Origin of the sequence: Kitasatospora sp. NBC_00374, from assembly GCF_041434935.1 — a bacterium.
Taxonomy (GTDB): Bacteria; Actinomycetota; Actinomycetes; order Streptomycetales; family Streptomycetaceae; genus Kitasatospora.
This window is the reverse complement of the sequence record NZ_CP107964.1, coordinates 666,659-681,935: the sequence shown is the minus strand read 5'-3', so window position 1 is coordinate 681,935 and position 15,277 is coordinate 666,659. Positions and strand designations below refer to the sequence as shown.

Sequence of the window (15,277 nt, the reverse complement as noted above, 5' to 3'; positions counted from 1 at the left end):
CGTCCGCCGTGGGCCCGGCCCCGGGGTGGGTACCGTGATCGGCCGGTGTCGGGCTGCGGGGTGGTGGGCCACAGCTCCTTCACCCGGGCGCCGGTGTGGGCGGGCGCCCGCCGGGGATGATCGGCTTGTGACGGACAGCTGGTGGGGGAAGAGACGGGACGCCCTGCTGGGGCAGGTCTCGGCGGAGCTCCGCTCCCTGGGCGCGGACCCGGTCGACGACCCGGGCGCCGCCGAACTCGCCGAGCAGGCGACCGAGCTGGCCACGCGCGCGCCGGCGGACCGCCGAGCTCCCGGGGCCGCGGGCCTGCTCGCTGAGGCCGCCGTCGAGCTCGAACGGGCCGACCGTTTCCGCGGTACGTTCCTGCCTCAGGTCCTGCGCCATCTGCGGCGCGCACACGGCCTGCTCCTTCGGGCCGGTGGTCACCCCGGCGGCGACCGGGCCGTCGGCCGGCCGGACGCCTGAGCCCGCGTCACCGGCCGGGCGCGGAGGTGCCGCTCAGCCCAGCCAGTGGGAGGTGTCGTCGGGTACTGCGCCGGACCGGTCCGCCGAGCCGTCCGCCGCCGGGCTGTCAGCCGGTGCTTCCAGCAGGGCGGTCAGGGCGCCCGCCGCCACGGCCACGGCCGGCCTCAGCTCGTGGGCGGCGTCGAGGGCGCCGCGCGGGTCGTCGGCCTGCCAGCGTTCGAGGGCCAGCGCCGCGAGGTCTCGCACCTCGCTGAGCTTCTCGGCCGCGATCCGGGGTGTCTGGTCGTCAGCGTGTTGAGTCACACGCCATGGTGGTCCGCGGTCCGGCCCGCGACCAAGATCATCGGAGTGTCGTACGCCCGCCGACCCGCTCGCCGGTGGCGGTGCGGTCGGCCGCCGCCGGCCCCGGGCCGGTGGCTCAGCGGAGTCGGGCGAGGTGGGTCAGCCGGTGCCAGTTGCGCAGCACGCCGGACGGTGGGCTGCCCGGGCGGTCGCGCGGGACGCGGACCCGCAGCGCGCCCGGCCGTACGGTGCAGCGGACGGGGACCGGCAGCACCAGCGACTCGCCGTCGACGGCCACTGGGATCTCCCGGCTGTCCGAGATGACCACCACCTCGGCCGCGGTCAGCTCGGTGATGCCCGCGGACTGCCCGCCCAGCGCCACCGCCGCGGCCTGGACCGCCCCTTCGACCCGCAGGCCGAGGACGCCGAGCCGCCCGCTGTCCAGCCGTGGCCGCCGGCCGGCGGCGAGCCGGTCCCGGGTGTCGTACGGGTTGTTGCTGACCAGCAGGGCCTGGGGGGCGCTGAGCCGGACGTCGTCCGCGTCGACGATGATCCGGGCGCCGCTCTGCCCGGCCAGGAGCTCGGGGAGGGCGTCGAGGGCGGTGCCGGCCTTGGCGTCGCGATAGGCCGGGCTCTGCACGATCTCGGCGTACGCGCCGAAGGACACCGTGTTGACGAAGGCGCGCCCGGCCACCATCCCGAGGTCCACCCGCAGCTCCACGCCCTGGACCAGCGCGTCCAGGCAGCTCGCCGGGTCCGTGCGGTCGAGCCCGAGGTCCATCGCGAAGTGGTTGCGCGTCCCGGCGGAGACCACCAGGAAGGGCAGGTCGTGCTCGGCGGCCACCTCGGCGACCAGTGCCTGGGTGCCGTCGCCGCCCGCGACACCGAGCAGGTCGGCGCCGGCGGCGACGGCTTGTCGGGCGATGGCGGCGACGTCCGCGGTCCCGGTGGCGTCGAGCAGGACGACCTCCGCGCCCAGCGCCTCGGCCCTCGCCTTGAGATCGAACCGCTCCACCTTGCCGCCGCCGGAGCGCGGGTTCATGATCAGCACGGCCCGTTTCGGCGGCGGGCTCACCCGGGCCAGCATCTCGGACACCGGCCGGGTGAGCCGCAGCGCCCGGTCCGCGCAGACCAGCGCGGCCCCCCAGAGCAGCAGTGCGCCGGACGCGGGCGCCCACAGGCCGCTGTGGACGTAGTAGGCCAGCACCGAACCCACCGCGACCACCGCGAGCACGGCGCCGAGCAGCCGGCGCAGCCCCCGGTGGGCGAGCGTCCACCAGACCCCGGCGGCCGCCCCGGCCAGGCCGGCGAGGGTGGCGGGCACCAGGCCCACCCCGCGCAGACCCAGCATCACCAGCACCACGAGCAACGCCACGAACGCGCAGCCGAGCGCGACCCTGGCCAGCAGCCGCGCCCTGCCCGCCGCCTCCTTGGGCCCGACCATCCCCGACTTCCTCACTGCCCCCACCTTCCGTGTCGATCACTCGGGTGGGACGGTAGCGCGATTTCCCGCCCGCGCGCGGGGCGGGCGCCCGCTCCACCGGGTGGTCACCCCGACTCGGCGTGGAAGATGCCGACTCCGACCTCGGAACGTCTCGGTCGCGGAGCGGCGCCGGCGGGCGCCGCAGGCGGTCGGCGAGACGGCTGCCGTCGTCGCTGCGGCGAGCGTCCGTGTGCCGGTCTCCCGCCTGGCGGGATCAGCCGGTGGAGTCGCCCAGGCCCTCCAGCAGGGCGCGCAGGGTCTCGGCGAGCCGGTCGCGTTCGTCGGGGGAGAGGCAGGCCAGCAGGCCCTGCTCGGTGGCCAGGTGGTCGGGCAGGGCCTGGTCGATCAGCGCGAGGCCGGCGTCGGTGAGAGCGACCTGGACGACCCGGCCGTCGGTGGGGCTCGGGGTGCGGGTCACCAGACCGCGCTCCTGGAGCCGGTCGAGGCGCTGGGTGACGGCGCCGGAAGTGACCATCGCCGAGCGCATCAGCTCGGCGGGGGTCAGATGCCGGGACGGGCCGTTGCGCCGCAGTGTCGCGAGCACGTCGAAGGAGGCCGCGTCGAGGCCGTGGGCGGCGAAGGTGCGCTTCATCACCGGTTCCATCAGCAGCGACAGCCGCTTCAGCCGTCCGATCACGGCCATCGGTGAGACGTCCAGATCGGGCCGCTGTTCGGCCCACTGCGCCAGTACTCGGTCCACGTGGTCTGTCACGGGTCCAGTCTAGTAGATCTCTTAGCGATGAGATATGTTGTCTTAGTGCTAAGGAATCGACCGGCCACCGTGCTGCTCACCGCCCTCGCCCCTGCCGTCTGGGGCTCCACCTACCTCGTCACCACCGAACTCCTCCCGCCCGGAAGGCCGTTACTGGCCGCGGTGCTCCGGGCCCTGCCCGCCGGCCTGCTGCTGGTCCTGGTCACCCGGAAACTGCCGACCGGCAGCTGGTGGTGGAAGTCGCTGGTCCTCGGCGCCCTGAACATCGGCGTCTTCTTCGCCCTGCTGTTCGTCGCGGCCTACCGGCTCCCCGGCGGCGTCGCCGCCACCGTCGGATCCGTCCAGCCCCTGCTGGTGGCCGGCCTGTCCGCCCTTCTGCTCGGCCAGCGCCTCACCGCACCGGTCCTGCTCGCCGCCGTCACGGGGATCGCCGGGGTCGCCCTCCTGGTGCTGCGCGCCGACGCCCGTCTCGACGCCCTGGGGGTGGCGGCCGCCCTCGGTGGCGCGGTCGTCATGGCGACCGGCGTCGTCCTCAGCAAGCGCTGGACCTCCCCGGCGCCGCTGCTCGCCACCACCGGATGGCAACTGGTCGCCGGCGGACTGCTGTTGCTCCCGGTGGCGCTGCTCGTCGAGGGCCCCCCGCCGGACGCGCTGACCACCCGGAACCTGATGGGCTACACCTACCTGAGCGTGATCGGTGCCGCGCTCGCCTACACCCTGTGGTTCCGCGGCATCAAGGCCCTGTCCCCGACCGAGGTCACCTTCCTCGGCCTGCTCAGCCCGCTGGTCGCCGCCACCCTCGGCTGGCTCGCCCTCGACCAGGGCTTCACCCGGCTCCAACTCCTCGGCGGGCTGCTCGCCCTGACGGCCGTGGCGCTGGCCCAGACCCGGCGCTCCCGCAGCCGTCCGGCCGTCGCCGAACCCGCCCACGGCAGCCCGGCCCACCGCACCCCCGTCCGCTGACCCCGACCCACCCACCCACCACCAGGAGAAGGCCACCATGCGCATCACCGTCCTCGGCGCCGCGGGCGCCGCCGGCAGCCGGATCGTCACCGAGGCCGTCTCGCGCGGCCACGAGGTCACCGCCGTCGTCCGCGACCCGAGCCGCTTCCCCGCTCTCCACCCGGCCGCCCGCCACCGCACCGGCGACGCCCTGAACCCGGACAGCACCGCCGAACTGAGCACCGGTCAGGACGTGGTGATCAGCGCCACCCGGCCGGCCCCCGGCCGGGAACAGGACCTCGCCGAGGCCGCCCGCGCCCTGCTCACCGGCCTCGCCCGCACCGGGGCCCGGCTGCTCCTGCTCGGTGGCGCCGGCAGTCTGACCCTGCCGGGCGGCACGGGGCGCACCGTGCTGGACGGCCCCGGCTTCCCCGCGGACTGGCGCCCGATCGCCCTGGCCTGCAACGAACAGCTGGCCGTCTGCCGCGCGGACCGCACCGTCGACTGGGCCTACCTGAGCCCGGCCGCCGTCCTCGAACCGGGGGAGCGGACCGGCCGCTACCGGCTCGGCACCGACGAGCTGTTGGTCGACGCCCACGGCAACTCCGCCATCTCGATGGAGGACCTCGCGGTCGCCCTCCTGGACGAGGCCGAGCGCCCGAAGCACCACCGCACCCGCTTCACCGTCGGGTACTGACCGGTCGGGCCGGGGTACCTGCGCCGGCAGGGCCTCACTTCCCGAGGGGCTGGGTGAAGCGCAACAGGTTGCCTGCGGGGTCGCGGAACCCGCAGTCGCGGACGCCGTAGGGCTGGTCCATCGGCTCCTGCAGCACCTCGCCGCCCGCGGCGCTGATCCGCTCGAAGGTGGCGTCGCAGTCGTCCGTCGCGAAGATGACCCCGCGCAGCAGCCCCTTCGCCATCAGTTCGGCCATGGCCTGCCGGTCGGCCGCCGAGGCGTTCGGGTCCGCGAGCGGCGGTTCCAGGACGATGTTCACATCGGGCTGCGAGGGCGGCCCGACGGTCACCCAGCGCATCCCCTCGAAGCCGACGTCGTTGCGCACCTCGAGGCCGAGCACGTCGCGGTAGAAGGCGATCGCCTTGTCGTGGTCGTCGACGGCGATGAAGCACTGCGAGAGCCTGATGTCCATGCCGTCCACGCTACGGCCGAGCGGCCGCGCTTGCTTCTCCGTTTCTGACCGGCCTTGTGTGGATCTTGGCCATGCAGGCCGGGATGGCGGCACCGTCCTCATGGCTCCGGGCCCGGTAGCTGCTCGGGTTCTCCCCGACCAGCTCCGTGAAACGCGAGCTGAACGAGCCCAGCGACGTACATCCGACCGCGAAGCAGACCTCGGTCACCGAGAGGTCGCCACGCCGCAGCAGCGCCTTGGCCCGCTCGATGCGGCGGGTCATCAGGTAGCTGTACGGCGTCTCGCCGAACGCGGCGCGGAAGCTGCGGGAGAAGTGGCCGGCCGACATCAGGGCGTCACGCGCCAGCGCCGGCACGTCCAGCGGCTCGGCGTAGTCGCGGTCCATCCGGTCGCGGGCCCGCCGCAGCCGTACGAGGTCGTCGAGGTCGGGCCGTTTCACCCGACCAGTTTCCCACAGCCGCCGGGGCCGGCCGCGGTGAGCAGGGCGGACGCCCCCGAACCGGAACCGGCCGTGGACCCGCCCGGCGCGGACACCGCGCCCCGCGGTGTCCGCGCCGGGCGCGGTCAGGTACCGACGTAGGCCGCCAGGTGCTCGCCGGTGAGGGTGGAGCGGGCGGCGACCAGGTCGGCGGGGGTGCCCTCGAAGACGATCCGGCCACCGTCGTGGCCCGCGCCGGGACCGAGGTCGATGATCCAGTCGGCGTGCGCCATGACCGCCTGGTGGTGCTCGACGACGATGACCGACTTGCCGGAGTCGACCAGCCGGTCGAGCAGGCCGAGCAGCTGGTCGACGTCGGCCAGGTGCAGCCCCGTGGTCGGCTCGTCGAGGACGTAGACGCCGCCCTTCTCGGCCAGGTGGGTGGCCAGCTTGAGCCGTTGACGCTCGCCGCCGGACAGCGTGGTGAGCGGCTGGCCCAGGCTGAGGTACCCGAGCCCGACGTCGGCGAGCCGGCCGAGAACGGCGTGCGCGGCCGGCGTGCGCGCCTCGCCGGCGCCGAAGAACTCCTCGGCCTCGTTCACCGACATCGCCAGCACCTCGCTGATGTCACGGCCGCCGAGGTGGTACTCCAGCACCGCCGCCTGGAACCGCTTCCCCTCGCACTCCTCGCACACCGTGGCGACGCCGGCCATCATCGCCAGGTCGGTGTAGACGACGCCGGCGCCGTTGCAACCGGGGCAGGCGCCCTCGGAGTTGGCGCTGAACAGTGCCGGCTTCACACCGTTGGCCTTCGCGAATGCCTTGCGGATCGGGTCGAGCAGCCCGGTGTACGTCGCCGGGTTGCTCCGCCGGGAGCCGCGGATCGCGCCCTGGTCGATCGACACCACACCCGCGCCGTCGGCCGCCGTGCCGTTGACCAGCGACCCCTGCACCAGCGAGCTCTTGCCGGAGCCGGCCACGCCGGTGACGACGGCGAGCACCCCGAGCGGGACGTCGACGTCGACGTCGCGCAGGTTGTGCGTCCGCGCGCCGCGGATCTGCAGCGTGCCGGTGGGCCTGCGTACCGTCTCCTTGAGGGAGGCCCGGTCGTCGAAGTGGTGGCCGGTGACGGTGTCGGCGGCCCGCAGCCCCTCGACGGTGCCCTCGAAGCAGACCGTGCCCCCCGCCGTACCGGCGCCGGGGCCCAGGTCGATGACGTGGTCGGCGATCGCGATCGTCTCCGGCTTGTGCTCGACCACGAGCACCGTGTTGCCCTTGTCCCGAAGCCGCAGCAGCAGGTCGTTCATCCGCTGGATGTCGTGCGGGTGCAGGCCCGCCGTGGGCTCGTCGAAGACGTAGGTGGTGTCGGTGAGCGAGGAGCCGAGGTGCCGGATCATCTTGACGCGCTGCGCCTCGCCGCCCGACAGCGTGCCCGACGCCCGGTCGAGCGAGAGGTAGCCGAGGCCGATCTCCACGAACGAGTCGAGGGTCTGCCGCAGCGTGGTGAGCAGCGGTGCCACCGACGGCTCGTCGAGGCCGCGGGCCCACGCGGCCAGGTCGGTGATCTGCATCGCGCAGGCGTCGGCGATGCTGATCCGCTTGATCTTCGAGGACCGGGCCCCCTCGCTGAGCCGGCTGCCGTCGCACTCGGGGCAGGTGCTGAAGGTGACCGCCCGCTCCACGAACGCCCGGATGTGCGGCTGCAGCGCCTCCTTGTCCTTGGCCAGGAAGGACTTCTGGATCTTGGGGATCAGCCCCTCGTAGGTGAGGTTCACCCCCTCGACCTTCACCTTGGTCGGCTCCCGGTACAGGAAGTCCTGCATCTCCTTCCTGGTGTAGTCGCGGATCGGCTTGTCCGGGTCGAGGAAGCCCGACTCGGCGTACACCCGGACGGTCCAGAAGCTGTCCGACTTCCAGCCGGGGATGGTGAACGCGCCCTCGGCGAGCGACTTGGAGTCGTCGTAGAGCTGGGTCAGGTCGATGTCGGAGACGGCGCCCCGGCCTTCGCAGCGGGAGCACATGCCGCCGGTGCGGTTGAAGGTCGCCTTCACCGTCTTCCGGTCACCGCGTTCGACGGTGATGGCGCCGCTCGCCCGGACGGTTGGGACGTTGAAGGCATAGGCGCTGGGCGGGCCGATGTGCGGCTTCCCGAGCCGGCTGAACAGGATCCGCAGCATCGCGTTGGCGTCGGTGGCGGTGCCGACCGTGGAGCGGGGATCGGCACCCATCCGCTGCTGGTCGACGATGATCGCGGTCGTCAGGCCTTCGAGCACGTCGACCTCGGGCCGCGCCAGCGTCGGCATGAAGCCCTGGACGAAGGCGCTGTAGGTCTCGTTGATGAGCCGCTGCGACTCCGCGGCGATCGTGCCGAACACCAGCGAGCTCTTGCCCGAGCCGGAGACACCGGTCAGCACCGTCAGCCGCCGCTTTGGGATCTCGACGCTGACGTCCTTGAGGTTGTTCACGCGTGCGCCGTGCACGCGGATCAGATCGTGGCTGTCGGCGACGTGCGGCGCAGGCGACTGCGAGTCCGTCCGCGTGGCCATGCTCATCGTGTCTCCATCTGTCGGGCGGAGCCGCCCTCGCGGTCTCCGTCGGCGGGGCCCGGCCCGATCCAATCAGTTTCGAGCGGCCCGCCGGGTGGTTCTGTGCTTCTGCCCGTCGGGTGCCCGGGCCCCGGCCGGGCGGCGTGCCCGGCCGGGGCGGTCGGGCGCGCCCGGGCCCGTTCACCGGCGACCGGCGCTCATCGGACGCTCACCGGTCGCTCACCGGTCCTGGAGCAGCCCGAGGAGGTTGCCGTCGGGGTCGGTGAAGGTGGCCACCAGCCGGCCGCCACCCACGTCGTGTGCGGCCTCCTTCACGGTGGCACCGGCGGCGGTCACCTCGGCGAGCTTGGCCTCGATGTCCGGCACGTGCCAGTACGCCACCGGTGCGGACATACCCTGCGGTCCACCGCCCGGCACCAGCCCGATGTGCTGACCCGCGACCTCGAAGCCGACGTAGTAGGACTCGTCGGTCTGCGGCGGTACGCCGAGCAGGGCGGTGTACACCTGCTTGGCCGCGGCGAGGTCGGAGACGGGGTGCAGGACGGTCTTGATTCCCTGGGTGGAAGAGCCGGTCATGGTCACTCCTCAAGTCGTGGGCCCGGTCGGGATCGGCCGGCCGGAGGACGAACGGGTGGTCCGGAGAGCGACGGGTCGGCCGCTCGTCCCGGAGGAGGACCACCGGGACGGGACCCCGTGGGCCGCGATCTCCATGCAGGTCACGCTAGCCGCGGCCGGCCGGTCCCCGCTTCTCGATTCCTGATCGGTCCGGCCGCCTGCTCCGCGCCGTACGACGGCACCCCCGCCTGCCGGCCGTCCGCCCCCGCCTCGGCAGCCCGGACGAAGGCGAGGACCAGCGGGTCGGGACGGTCCGACGGCCAGGCGATCACGACCCGGCTCGGCGGGTAGCCGGTGAGCGGGACGAAGGCGACGCCCTCGGCGCGGTGCCGGTCCGCCGCGCCGGCCGGCAGGATGCCGACCGCCCCCTGCCACACGACGGCGTGCAGGCACTCCGGCACGGACCGGACCACCGGCCCGGCCACCGCGCCCTCCAGGCCGCCCGACCAGTAGCGGCGCCACGCCGGATCGCTCTCCTCGGGCAGCCGGATCCACGACCGGCCGCGCAGGTCGTCCACCGTCGCGGTGGCCCGCCGGGCCGTCGGATCGTCCGCCGCGACGACGGCGACCAGCGGCTCGACGGCAAGCTGCCGGACGCTGATCCCCTCGGTGTCGAACGGGAGCCTGGTCAACGCGAGATCGACCAGGCCCGACCGCAGACCGGCCGTCGGATCGTCGATCCCGCTCTCACGCATCCGCACCTCGGTGTCCGGGTGGGTGCGGCGGAAGGCCGTGGCCGTCCGCGGACCGAAGTCGAGCCCGGCACCGGCGACGGTGCCCACCACGACCGGACGTCGCCGGCCGGTCTCCCGTACCCGTTCCCGGGCGAGCTCCGCCGATTCCAGCAGCCGTCTGGCCTCCACCAGCAGCACCGACCCGGCCTCGGTGAGCCGCACTCCCCGCGGGGAGCGGTCGAACAGCCGGCAGCCGAGCTCGTCCTCCAGCTCCCGGATCCGCTGGCTCAGCGGCGGCTGGGACATGTGCAGCCGCACGGCGGCCCGGCCGAAATGCTGCTCCTCGGCGACGGCGACGAAGTAGCGCAGGCGGCGGTGGTCCATGCCCGGCACCATATCGGGACGCTCACGACCCCATCGAAACGGTCTTGGACCGGGCCGGGTGCCTGCTGATGGGCTTGGTCCCACACACCCACACTCGGAGGTCCCGTGCAGCACAACACCCCCTGCCACCCGTACCACGACCCGTCGGACCTGAACCGGGCCCGTGCGGTCGGAGCCCTCGCCCCCGCGGAGTTCGCGGCCTGGCGGTCGTTCCAGGAGAGCGTCGACCGCGGCGACGGCGCGCTGCCGCGCAGGACCCGAGAGCTGCTGTCGATCGCGGTCGCGCTCACCACCCAGTGCTCCTACTGCCTCGACGTCCACACGGCCCAGGCCCGTCGGCACGGCGTCACCCCGCAGGAGCTCGCGGAGGTCGTCTTCGTGGCCGCCGCCGTCCGGGCCGGGGCCTCGCTGGCGCACGGGCTCCAGGCGATGAAGCTGTACGAGGCGCACGGCGTCGCCGCGCCGACCTCGTCGTAGCGGGCGCGCGCCCGCGCGGATCACGCGTCCGATCGGGTGGACCGGCGCGTCCGGGCCCCGCGCGGCGGGTAGGACGCCGGGCGGGGCGGCCGACCGGCCACCGCGGACCGGAGGGAGCCGGGATGGGCACCGAGCGTCATACGATCGCCGTGGCGATGGACGAGGTCGACCGGCTGCTCTGCCGGACCGTCACCGATCCCGTCTGCCGCTCCCGGGACCAGCGGTTCCGGCTCACCGACGAGGCGGACCTGCTGGCGTCCGTCGGCACCACCCTCGAAAGCCTCGACCGGCTGGCCCGAGGCCTGGCCGACCAGCTGACCAGCGCCACCTCGCGAGGCGCTTTCCACGATGCGGCCCGCCACCTGTCGGCGGCGCTCGACGCGGTCAGGGAAGGCCGCGGCAGGGCACCCGGCGCGGACGGCGAGTAGACCGGCGGGCCGGCCCGGCCGTGCGCCCCGGTGCGGAGGCGTCAGATGGCGCCGTCGCCCGGGGCGTTGGCGGTGCGGATCCAGCGCAGCAGGGTGTCCAGCAGCTCGGGGTCGATCTTGGCGGCCTGTCGCAGGGCGTCGGTGTCACCGAGGGCGAGCGGCACCCGGGCGGCGTCGAGGACCCGGACGAGGTCGGCCCACCGGCCCGCGGCCTCCGGGCCCGCCAGGGTGTCCTGCGCGGACGGCGGCGGCGCGGTGGCCGCCCGAAGGCCGTCCGGTCGAGGGCCGGGCAGCGGCGGGTACGCCCACGCGGTGCGCGGGTCGGCTGGGAAAGGCGGCAGGGCACGGTCGACGGGCTTCACCACCGGCCCAACCCCCGTACCGGGTCTGACGGCACGCCCACTGCTCCGTCCGGGGGAGGCGGGCCGCGGGGGTGGGCGGCCCGTCGCCGGGTGACGTGGGGTGGCGTCGTGAAGGCCGGACCGCCGGTGGTGGTGCAGCGGGTGGTCCGGCCTTCCCCGGGCGGGTCGGTCCGTGCAAGGTCCTGCCTGCCGGGTCGGCCGGAGCGCTTCCGGTGCCGGAAGGGGTGCGCGCTACGGCCTTCGAGTCGGGCCCGCCGGATTCTGTTGGCTGCCCTGGGGGATGACGGTAGCCGGGTGCGCGGCCCGTGCGAATCCCAACTGGCGGGTATCCCGCTTGGTGGGACGGCGCCGCGGGGTGGCCGTGCTACGGACCGGGCCGGTCCCGGACGGTGGCGCCGGTCGCCGGAAGCGGGGTGCGCCAGTCGAGGAGACGGAGGAGCTCCTCGTCCACCCGTCGCTCGGGACGCTCGGAGTCGCGGGCCGCCGGAACGGCGGCGTCGGGCGAGGACGGCTCCGGCCGGGCGGACCTGGCGGCGGTGAGCCGGCCGCTCACCTCGATGTTCCGCTCCGTCCGGGGCCGGCGCAGGAGCTCGTAGCGGTCGAGGGCCGCGGCCGGGGAACGGGCGTCGCGCAGTGCCTTGGCGAGCACCACGGCGTCCTCCAGGGCCATGGACGCGCCCTGGCCGGTGGCCGGGGAGGCGGCGTGCGCCGCGTCGCCGATCAGGACCGTGCGGGGGCTGTGCCAGCGGCCTCCGGGGTTCAGCTGCAGCGCGTTGGTGACCATCAGCTGCTCGCCGGTCGCGGCGACGATGTCGGCGGCGGGGGTGCGGTCGGCGCGCAGCAGCGGCAGGAGCCGCTCGCGCCACTGGGCGGGGGTCGTGCCGGCGAGCTCCTCGGCGGTCGCCGGCGGGCCGGGCACGCGTGCGAACCAGTAGGTCTCGCCGGTGGGGGAGACGGCGTAGCCGAACGCGGCGACACTGCCGCGGACCATGGTGATCCGGTCGGACGGGCCCTCCGGCGGCACTGCGGCGTCGGCGGTGTAGCCGTAGAAGACCCGCTGGCCCGCGTAGCCGGGTCGGGCGGCGGCCGGGTCGAGCTGGGTGCGTACGGCGGAGTGCAGACCGTCGGCTCCGACCACCAGGTCGGCGGTGGCCGAGCTGCCGTCCGCGAACGTCACCGTGACGTCCTCGGCGCGCTCGGCGACGCTGACCAGCCGGGCCGCGTGCCGGATCGGGATGCCGCGGCGCCGGACCTCGCGCTGGAGGGCCGCGCCGAGGGCGGCGCGGCGCAGGCAGCGGTAGCGGGTCAGCGGGTGCTCGTGCTCGCCGAGCGGCAGGGCGGCGAGTTCGCGACCGTTCTCGTCGAGGACGTGCATCGCGGTCAGCGGGAAGCCGAGCCCGGCCACCAGCGTCGCGGCGTCGAGCTGGGCGAGCGCACGCATCCCGTTGCTGGCCAGGGTGAGGAACGCTCCGACGTCCGCACCGGTGTTCGGATGCGCCTCGTGGACGGTGACGCCGAAGCCTGCCTTGTGCAGGCCCAGAGCGACCGCCGTGCCGGCGATGCCACCGCCGATGACCATGATCCGCGCCAACTCGGCCCCTCCGGCTCCGCTTCGACGGGCTCCCCGGCAGTTGCCGACGACGCTCCAGGGCGACCATAGCGCCGCCGCGTCGGGGGCCCCGCCCGAACCGGCGGGCGCGGCCGAATCCCGCCCCTGGATCGCCGGTGAACGTCCGGTTCCCCCGGTCGCTGCTCCGAGTCGGGCAGCCGCCGGGGGAGGGGGACCGGGGCGGTCCACGACGCTCACCGGCCCCGGCCGCCGTGGCCGGGCGGGTCAGCGGCTGCGGCCCCGCGCCTTCAACGGTGTGGCGGGGAGGGCGGGCGCGTCCAGTCGGGCGCCGTCGTAGCCGTGCACCTCGCCGAAGCGGGTGCCGGTCGTCCACTCCTCCCGGGCCTGGGCGATCTCCTCGCCGGTGCGGCCGATGAAGTTCCACCACATGACGATCTCCTCCTCGAACGGTTCGCCGCCGAGCAGCAGCAGTGAGCTGTCGGTGAGCGCGCGCAGCGGCAACTCGTCGCGGCCGCAGCCGAGGTAGAGCATGGAGCCGGGTTCCAGGGGGACGCCGTCGGCCTCGGTGCGTCCGGACATGGTCAGGACGGCGTACTCGAAGTCGCGTTCCAGGGGCAGTCGGTGGTGGGCGCCCTGTCGGAGGGTCAGGTCGGCGCCGACCAGGGGTGTGTGGGTGGTGCCGGGTGAGGTGGTGCCGTCGAGGGTGCCGAGGATGAGGTGGGCGTCGAGGCCGGCGGCGGTGATCCGGGGCAGGTCGGGGTGGTGCTCGAAGGCGGGGGTGGTGTGGCGGTGGGCGTCCGGGAGGGCGACCCAGAGCTGGGCGCCGTGCAGGAGGCGGGCGTGCTCGCGCGGGGACTCCTCGGAGTGCGAGATCGCCCGGCCGGAGGTCATCAGGCCCAGTTCGCGTGGGCGGACGGTCTGCAGGCTGCCGAGGCTGTCGCGGTGCAGCACCTCGCCCTGGTGCAGCCAGCTGACGGTCTGCAGGCCCATGTGGGGGTGCGGCGGGACCTGCATGCCGGGCTGGTCGGCGATGTCGTCCGGGCCGTAGTGGTCGACGAAGCACCAGGCGCCGACCATCCGACGGCCCAGGTTCGGCAGCAGCCGCCGGACGACGGTGCTGCCGCCGAGCGCGGTCTCGCGCGGTGCCAGCAGCTCCCGGACGGGGTGGGCTGCGACGTCCTGGTGGCCGCCGCGGACGGCGGCCGGGAACGGAGGACGGGGATCACTCATGGTCGGCGGCCTCCGTTCCGGCGGCTGCGACGTGGGTGGGCGCCCGGTGCGAGGTGAGGGACACGATCGGTGTGCCGCCGCCGACGGCCCGGGTGACGGGCGTCCGGTCGGCGATGTCCAGCAGACGTGCCCGCTGGCCGTCGTCGAGATCGCCGAGCAGGTCGATGCGCCGGGTGATCCGGGCGGTGCCGTCCCCCTTCTCGTACCCGAGGTGCACCCGGACGGTCTCCAGCGGCCAGTCCTTGCGCTGGGCGTACATCCGCAGCGTGATGGCGGTGCAGGAGCCGAGTGCGGAGAGCAGCAGGCCTATCGGTGTCGGCGCGGTGTCGGCGCCGCCGACCGACTCGGGTTCGTCGGCGGCCAGCGGGTGGCGGCCGGCGCGGATCTCCACGCGGTAGTCGTCGCCGGTGCTGGTGGCGACCGCGGCGGCCGACCTGACGAACTCCGGTGCTGTGGTGGTGGTGTGGTCCATGTCCGTGGTGTCCGTCCTGGTCCGTCCGTGAGCGGGGTGGCGGGGTTTTACAGGCCGAAGCGGGCGCGTCGGGCCGCCGGCACCAGCTCGGTGTACTCGGGGTGCCTGCCCAGCCAGCCGCGGATGAACGGGCAGTAGGGGAGGACGGCCAGGCCCTGCTCCCGGGCGGAGTCGAGGGCGGCCCGGGCGAGCTGCCCGCCGAAGCCCCGGCCCTCGAAGCGGGCGTCGATCTCGGTGTGGATGAAGGCGATCTCGCCCTCGGAGCGGTGGTACTCGGCGAACCCGGCGAGCTCGCCGTCGTCGAGGATCTCGAACCGGGACCGGTCGGGGTTGTCCTGCACGTTGGTGGTCATCGCTTCGCCTGCTCCTGTCCGTCGGGCCCGGTGGCCCGAGATGAGTAGTTTAGAGTTAAACTAGCTCAAGATCAAGAGCGGTTCCGGACAGGGCGTGGCGGTGTCCTGCCCGAGAGCGCCCGCGAGCGCCCGAGAGCGAACGGCCCTGACGGTCCGTCGCGCCGCGGGCAGGGCGGGGCGCGACGGCAGCAGGAGTCGCGCGACGGATCCGCTGTCAGATCTCGGACCCGTCGCCGATCGGCCGCACGACCACCGCGCGCGCGGGGCTGCCCTCGGGCGTGGGGCACCGGGCCACCCGGGCGGCGATCTCCGTGACCCGGTCGAGGCCGGCGCAGTCGAGCACCCAGTACCCGGCCATCAGCACCTCGCCCGCACCGTACGGGGCGTCGGTGACCACGGGCCGTCCGTCCGGCCCGACGATGACCGCCCGCGCCTGGGCGGGGTCGGTCAGCCCCTGCGCGTCCACGAGCTCCCCGGAGGCGGCGAGTTCGTCGTTGACGGCCTCCATGTAGGCGAACATCGCCTCCACGTCGGGCCGCGACCACGGGGGCAGGCCGGGCGACGCCGTCCCGCGCATGGCGTCGTAGTCGCGCTGCGAACCCTGAACCATCACGAGGTATTTCATGGCCCCAGGTAACCGCCCAAAGGGCCGGCGGCGACCGCACCCCGCCGGTCGGGCACCCGCGCGGGCGTACGTGCCGGTCCGGCGGGCGGTGGT

Annotated in this window: 19 protein-coding genes; 5 read left to right on the top strand and 14 right to left on the bottom strand. The window is 74.4% G+C overall.

Features of this window, described 5'->3' with window-relative positions; all coding sequences use genetic code 11:
* The first annotated feature begins 127 nt into the window (after window positions 1–127).
* On the top strand, window positions 128–463 hold the full coding sequence (locus OG871_RS03125; RefSeq protein WP_371494060.1) for a hypothetical protein: 336 nt from the start codon (window positions 128–130) through the stop codon (window positions 461–463).
* 33 nt (window positions 464–496) lie between these two features.
* Here the strand turns inward: OG871_RS03125 and OG871_RS03120 are convergent, their stop codons facing one another.
* The 3 genes from OG871_RS03120 to OG871_RS03110 all read right to left on the bottom strand — a co-directional run bounded on the left by OG871_RS03120 (window position 497) and on the right by OG871_RS03110 (window position 2,940).
* A complete protein-coding gene (locus OG871_RS03120) occupies window positions 497–766 on the bottom strand; it encodes a hypothetical protein (RefSeq protein WP_371494059.1) in 270 nt (89 codons plus the stop codon).
* 115 nt (window positions 767–881) lie between these two features.
* On the bottom strand, window positions 882–2,189 hold the full coding sequence (locus OG871_RS03115) for a diacylglycerol kinase family protein (protein WP_371494057.1): 1,308 nt from the start codon (window positions 2,187–2,189) through the stop codon (window positions 882–884).
* A gap of 253 nt (window positions 2,190–2,442) precedes the next feature.
* On the bottom strand, window positions 2,443–2,940 hold the full coding sequence (locus OG871_RS03110; RefSeq protein WP_371494056.1) for a MarR family winged helix-turn-helix transcriptional regulator: 498 nt from the start codon (window positions 2,938–2,940) through the stop codon (window positions 2,443–2,445).
* Between the two features lie 45 nt (window positions 2,941–2,985).
* Between OG871_RS03110 and OG871_RS03105 the strand changes: the two genes are divergently transcribed.
* Both OG871_RS03105 and OG871_RS03100 read left to right on the top strand, forming a co-directional pair.
* Complete coding sequence (locus tag OG871_RS03105; protein WP_371494055.1) at window positions 2,986–3,903, top strand: EamA family transporter; 918 nt, start codon at window positions 2,986–2,988, stop codon at window positions 3,901–3,903.
* A gap of 37 nt (window positions 3,904–3,940) precedes the next feature.
* Window positions 3,941–4,579, top strand: a complete 639-nt coding sequence (locus OG871_RS03100; RefSeq protein WP_371494054.1) for an NAD(P)-dependent oxidoreductase — start codon at window positions 3,941–3,943, stop codon at window positions 4,577–4,579.
* A gap of 34 nt (window positions 4,580–4,613) precedes the next feature.
* Here the strand turns inward: OG871_RS03100 and OG871_RS03095 are convergent, their stop codons facing one another.
* The 5 genes from OG871_RS03095 to OG871_RS03075 all read right to left on the bottom strand — a co-directional run bounded on the left by OG871_RS03095 (window position 4,614) and on the right by OG871_RS03075 (window position 9,667).
* A complete protein-coding gene (locus OG871_RS03095; protein ID WP_371494053.1) occupies window positions 4,614–5,030 on the bottom strand; it encodes a VOC family protein in 417 nt (138 codons plus the stop codon).
* Between the two features lie 10 nt (window positions 5,031–5,040).
* Window positions 5,041–5,415, bottom strand: a complete 375-nt coding sequence (locus tag OG871_RS03090) for a helix-turn-helix transcriptional regulator (protein WP_371503202.1) — start codon at window positions 5,413–5,415, stop codon at window positions 5,041–5,043.
* A gap of 179 nt (window positions 5,416–5,594) precedes the next feature.
* Window positions 5,595–8,000 (bottom strand): ATP-binding cassette domain-containing protein, encoded by a 2,406-nt coding sequence (locus OG871_RS03085; protein ID WP_371494052.1) that lies wholly within the window; start codon window positions 7,998–8,000, stop codon window positions 5,595–5,597.
* A gap of 213 nt (window positions 8,001–8,213) precedes the next feature.
* Window positions 8,214–8,570, bottom strand: coding sequence for a VOC family protein (locus tag OG871_RS03080; RefSeq protein ID WP_371494051.1), 357 nt, complete (start codon window positions 8,568–8,570; stop codon window positions 8,214–8,216).
* Between the two features lie 140 nt (window positions 8,571–8,710).
* Window positions 8,711–9,667, bottom strand: a complete 957-nt coding sequence (locus tag OG871_RS03075) for a LysR family transcriptional regulator (RefSeq protein ID WP_371494050.1) — start codon at window positions 9,665–9,667, stop codon at window positions 8,711–8,713.
* A gap of 105 nt (window positions 9,668–9,772) precedes the next feature.
* Between OG871_RS03075 and OG871_RS03070 the strand changes: the two genes are divergently transcribed.
* Entirely contained in the window at window positions 9,773–10,144 is a 372-nt protein-coding gene (locus tag OG871_RS03070) for a carboxymuconolactone decarboxylase family protein (RefSeq protein ID WP_371494049.1), read from the top strand.
* A gap of 122 nt (window positions 10,145–10,266) precedes the next feature.
* Window positions 10,267–10,572 carry a hypothetical protein gene (locus OG871_RS03065; RefSeq protein WP_371494048.1) on the top strand — a complete coding sequence of 102 codons (306 nt, stop codon included), beginning with the start codon at window positions 10,267–10,269 and terminating at the stop codon, window positions 10,570–10,572.
* Between the two features lie 41 nt (window positions 10,573–10,613).
* Here OG871_RS03065 and OG871_RS03060 read toward each other — a convergent pair whose 3' ends face one another.
* The 6 genes from OG871_RS03060 to OG871_RS03035 form a co-directional block, all read right to left on the bottom strand.
* Complete coding sequence (locus OG871_RS03060; RefSeq protein ID WP_371494047.1) at window positions 10,614–10,937, bottom strand: hypothetical protein; 324 nt, start codon at window positions 10,935–10,937, stop codon at window positions 10,614–10,616.
* 361 nt (window positions 10,938–11,298) lie between these two features.
* The gene (locus OG871_RS03055; RefSeq protein ID WP_371494046.1) at window positions 11,299–12,525 is read right to left on the bottom strand and encodes an FAD-dependent monooxygenase; all 1,227 of its coding nucleotides are present in this window, start codon (window positions 12,523–12,525) and stop codon (window positions 11,299–11,301) included.
* Window positions 12,526–12,768: 243 nt separating this feature from the next.
* Window positions 12,769–13,734 (bottom strand): pirin family protein, encoded by a 966-nt coding sequence (locus OG871_RS03050; protein ID WP_371494045.1) that lies wholly within the window; start codon window positions 13,732–13,734, stop codon window positions 12,769–12,771.
* Window positions 13,727–14,206, bottom strand: a complete 480-nt coding sequence (locus tag OG871_RS03045; RefSeq protein ID WP_371494044.1) for an OsmC family protein — start codon at window positions 14,204–14,206, stop codon at window positions 13,727–13,729. The genes OG871_RS03050 and OG871_RS03045 overlap by 8 nt, the downstream gene beginning before the upstream one ends.
* A gap of 47 nt (window positions 14,207–14,253) precedes the next feature.
* Window positions 14,254–14,559 (bottom strand): GNAT family N-acetyltransferase, encoded by a 306-nt coding sequence (locus OG871_RS03040; RefSeq protein ID WP_371494043.1) that lies wholly within the window; start codon window positions 14,557–14,559, stop codon window positions 14,254–14,256.
* 214 nt (window positions 14,560–14,773) lie between these two features.
* Window positions 14,774–15,184 carry a YciI family protein gene (locus OG871_RS03035; RefSeq protein ID WP_371494042.1) on the bottom strand — a complete coding sequence of 137 codons (411 nt, stop codon included), beginning with the start codon at window positions 15,182–15,184 and terminating at the stop codon, window positions 14,774–14,776.
* Window positions 15,185–15,277: the final 93 nt, after the last annotated feature.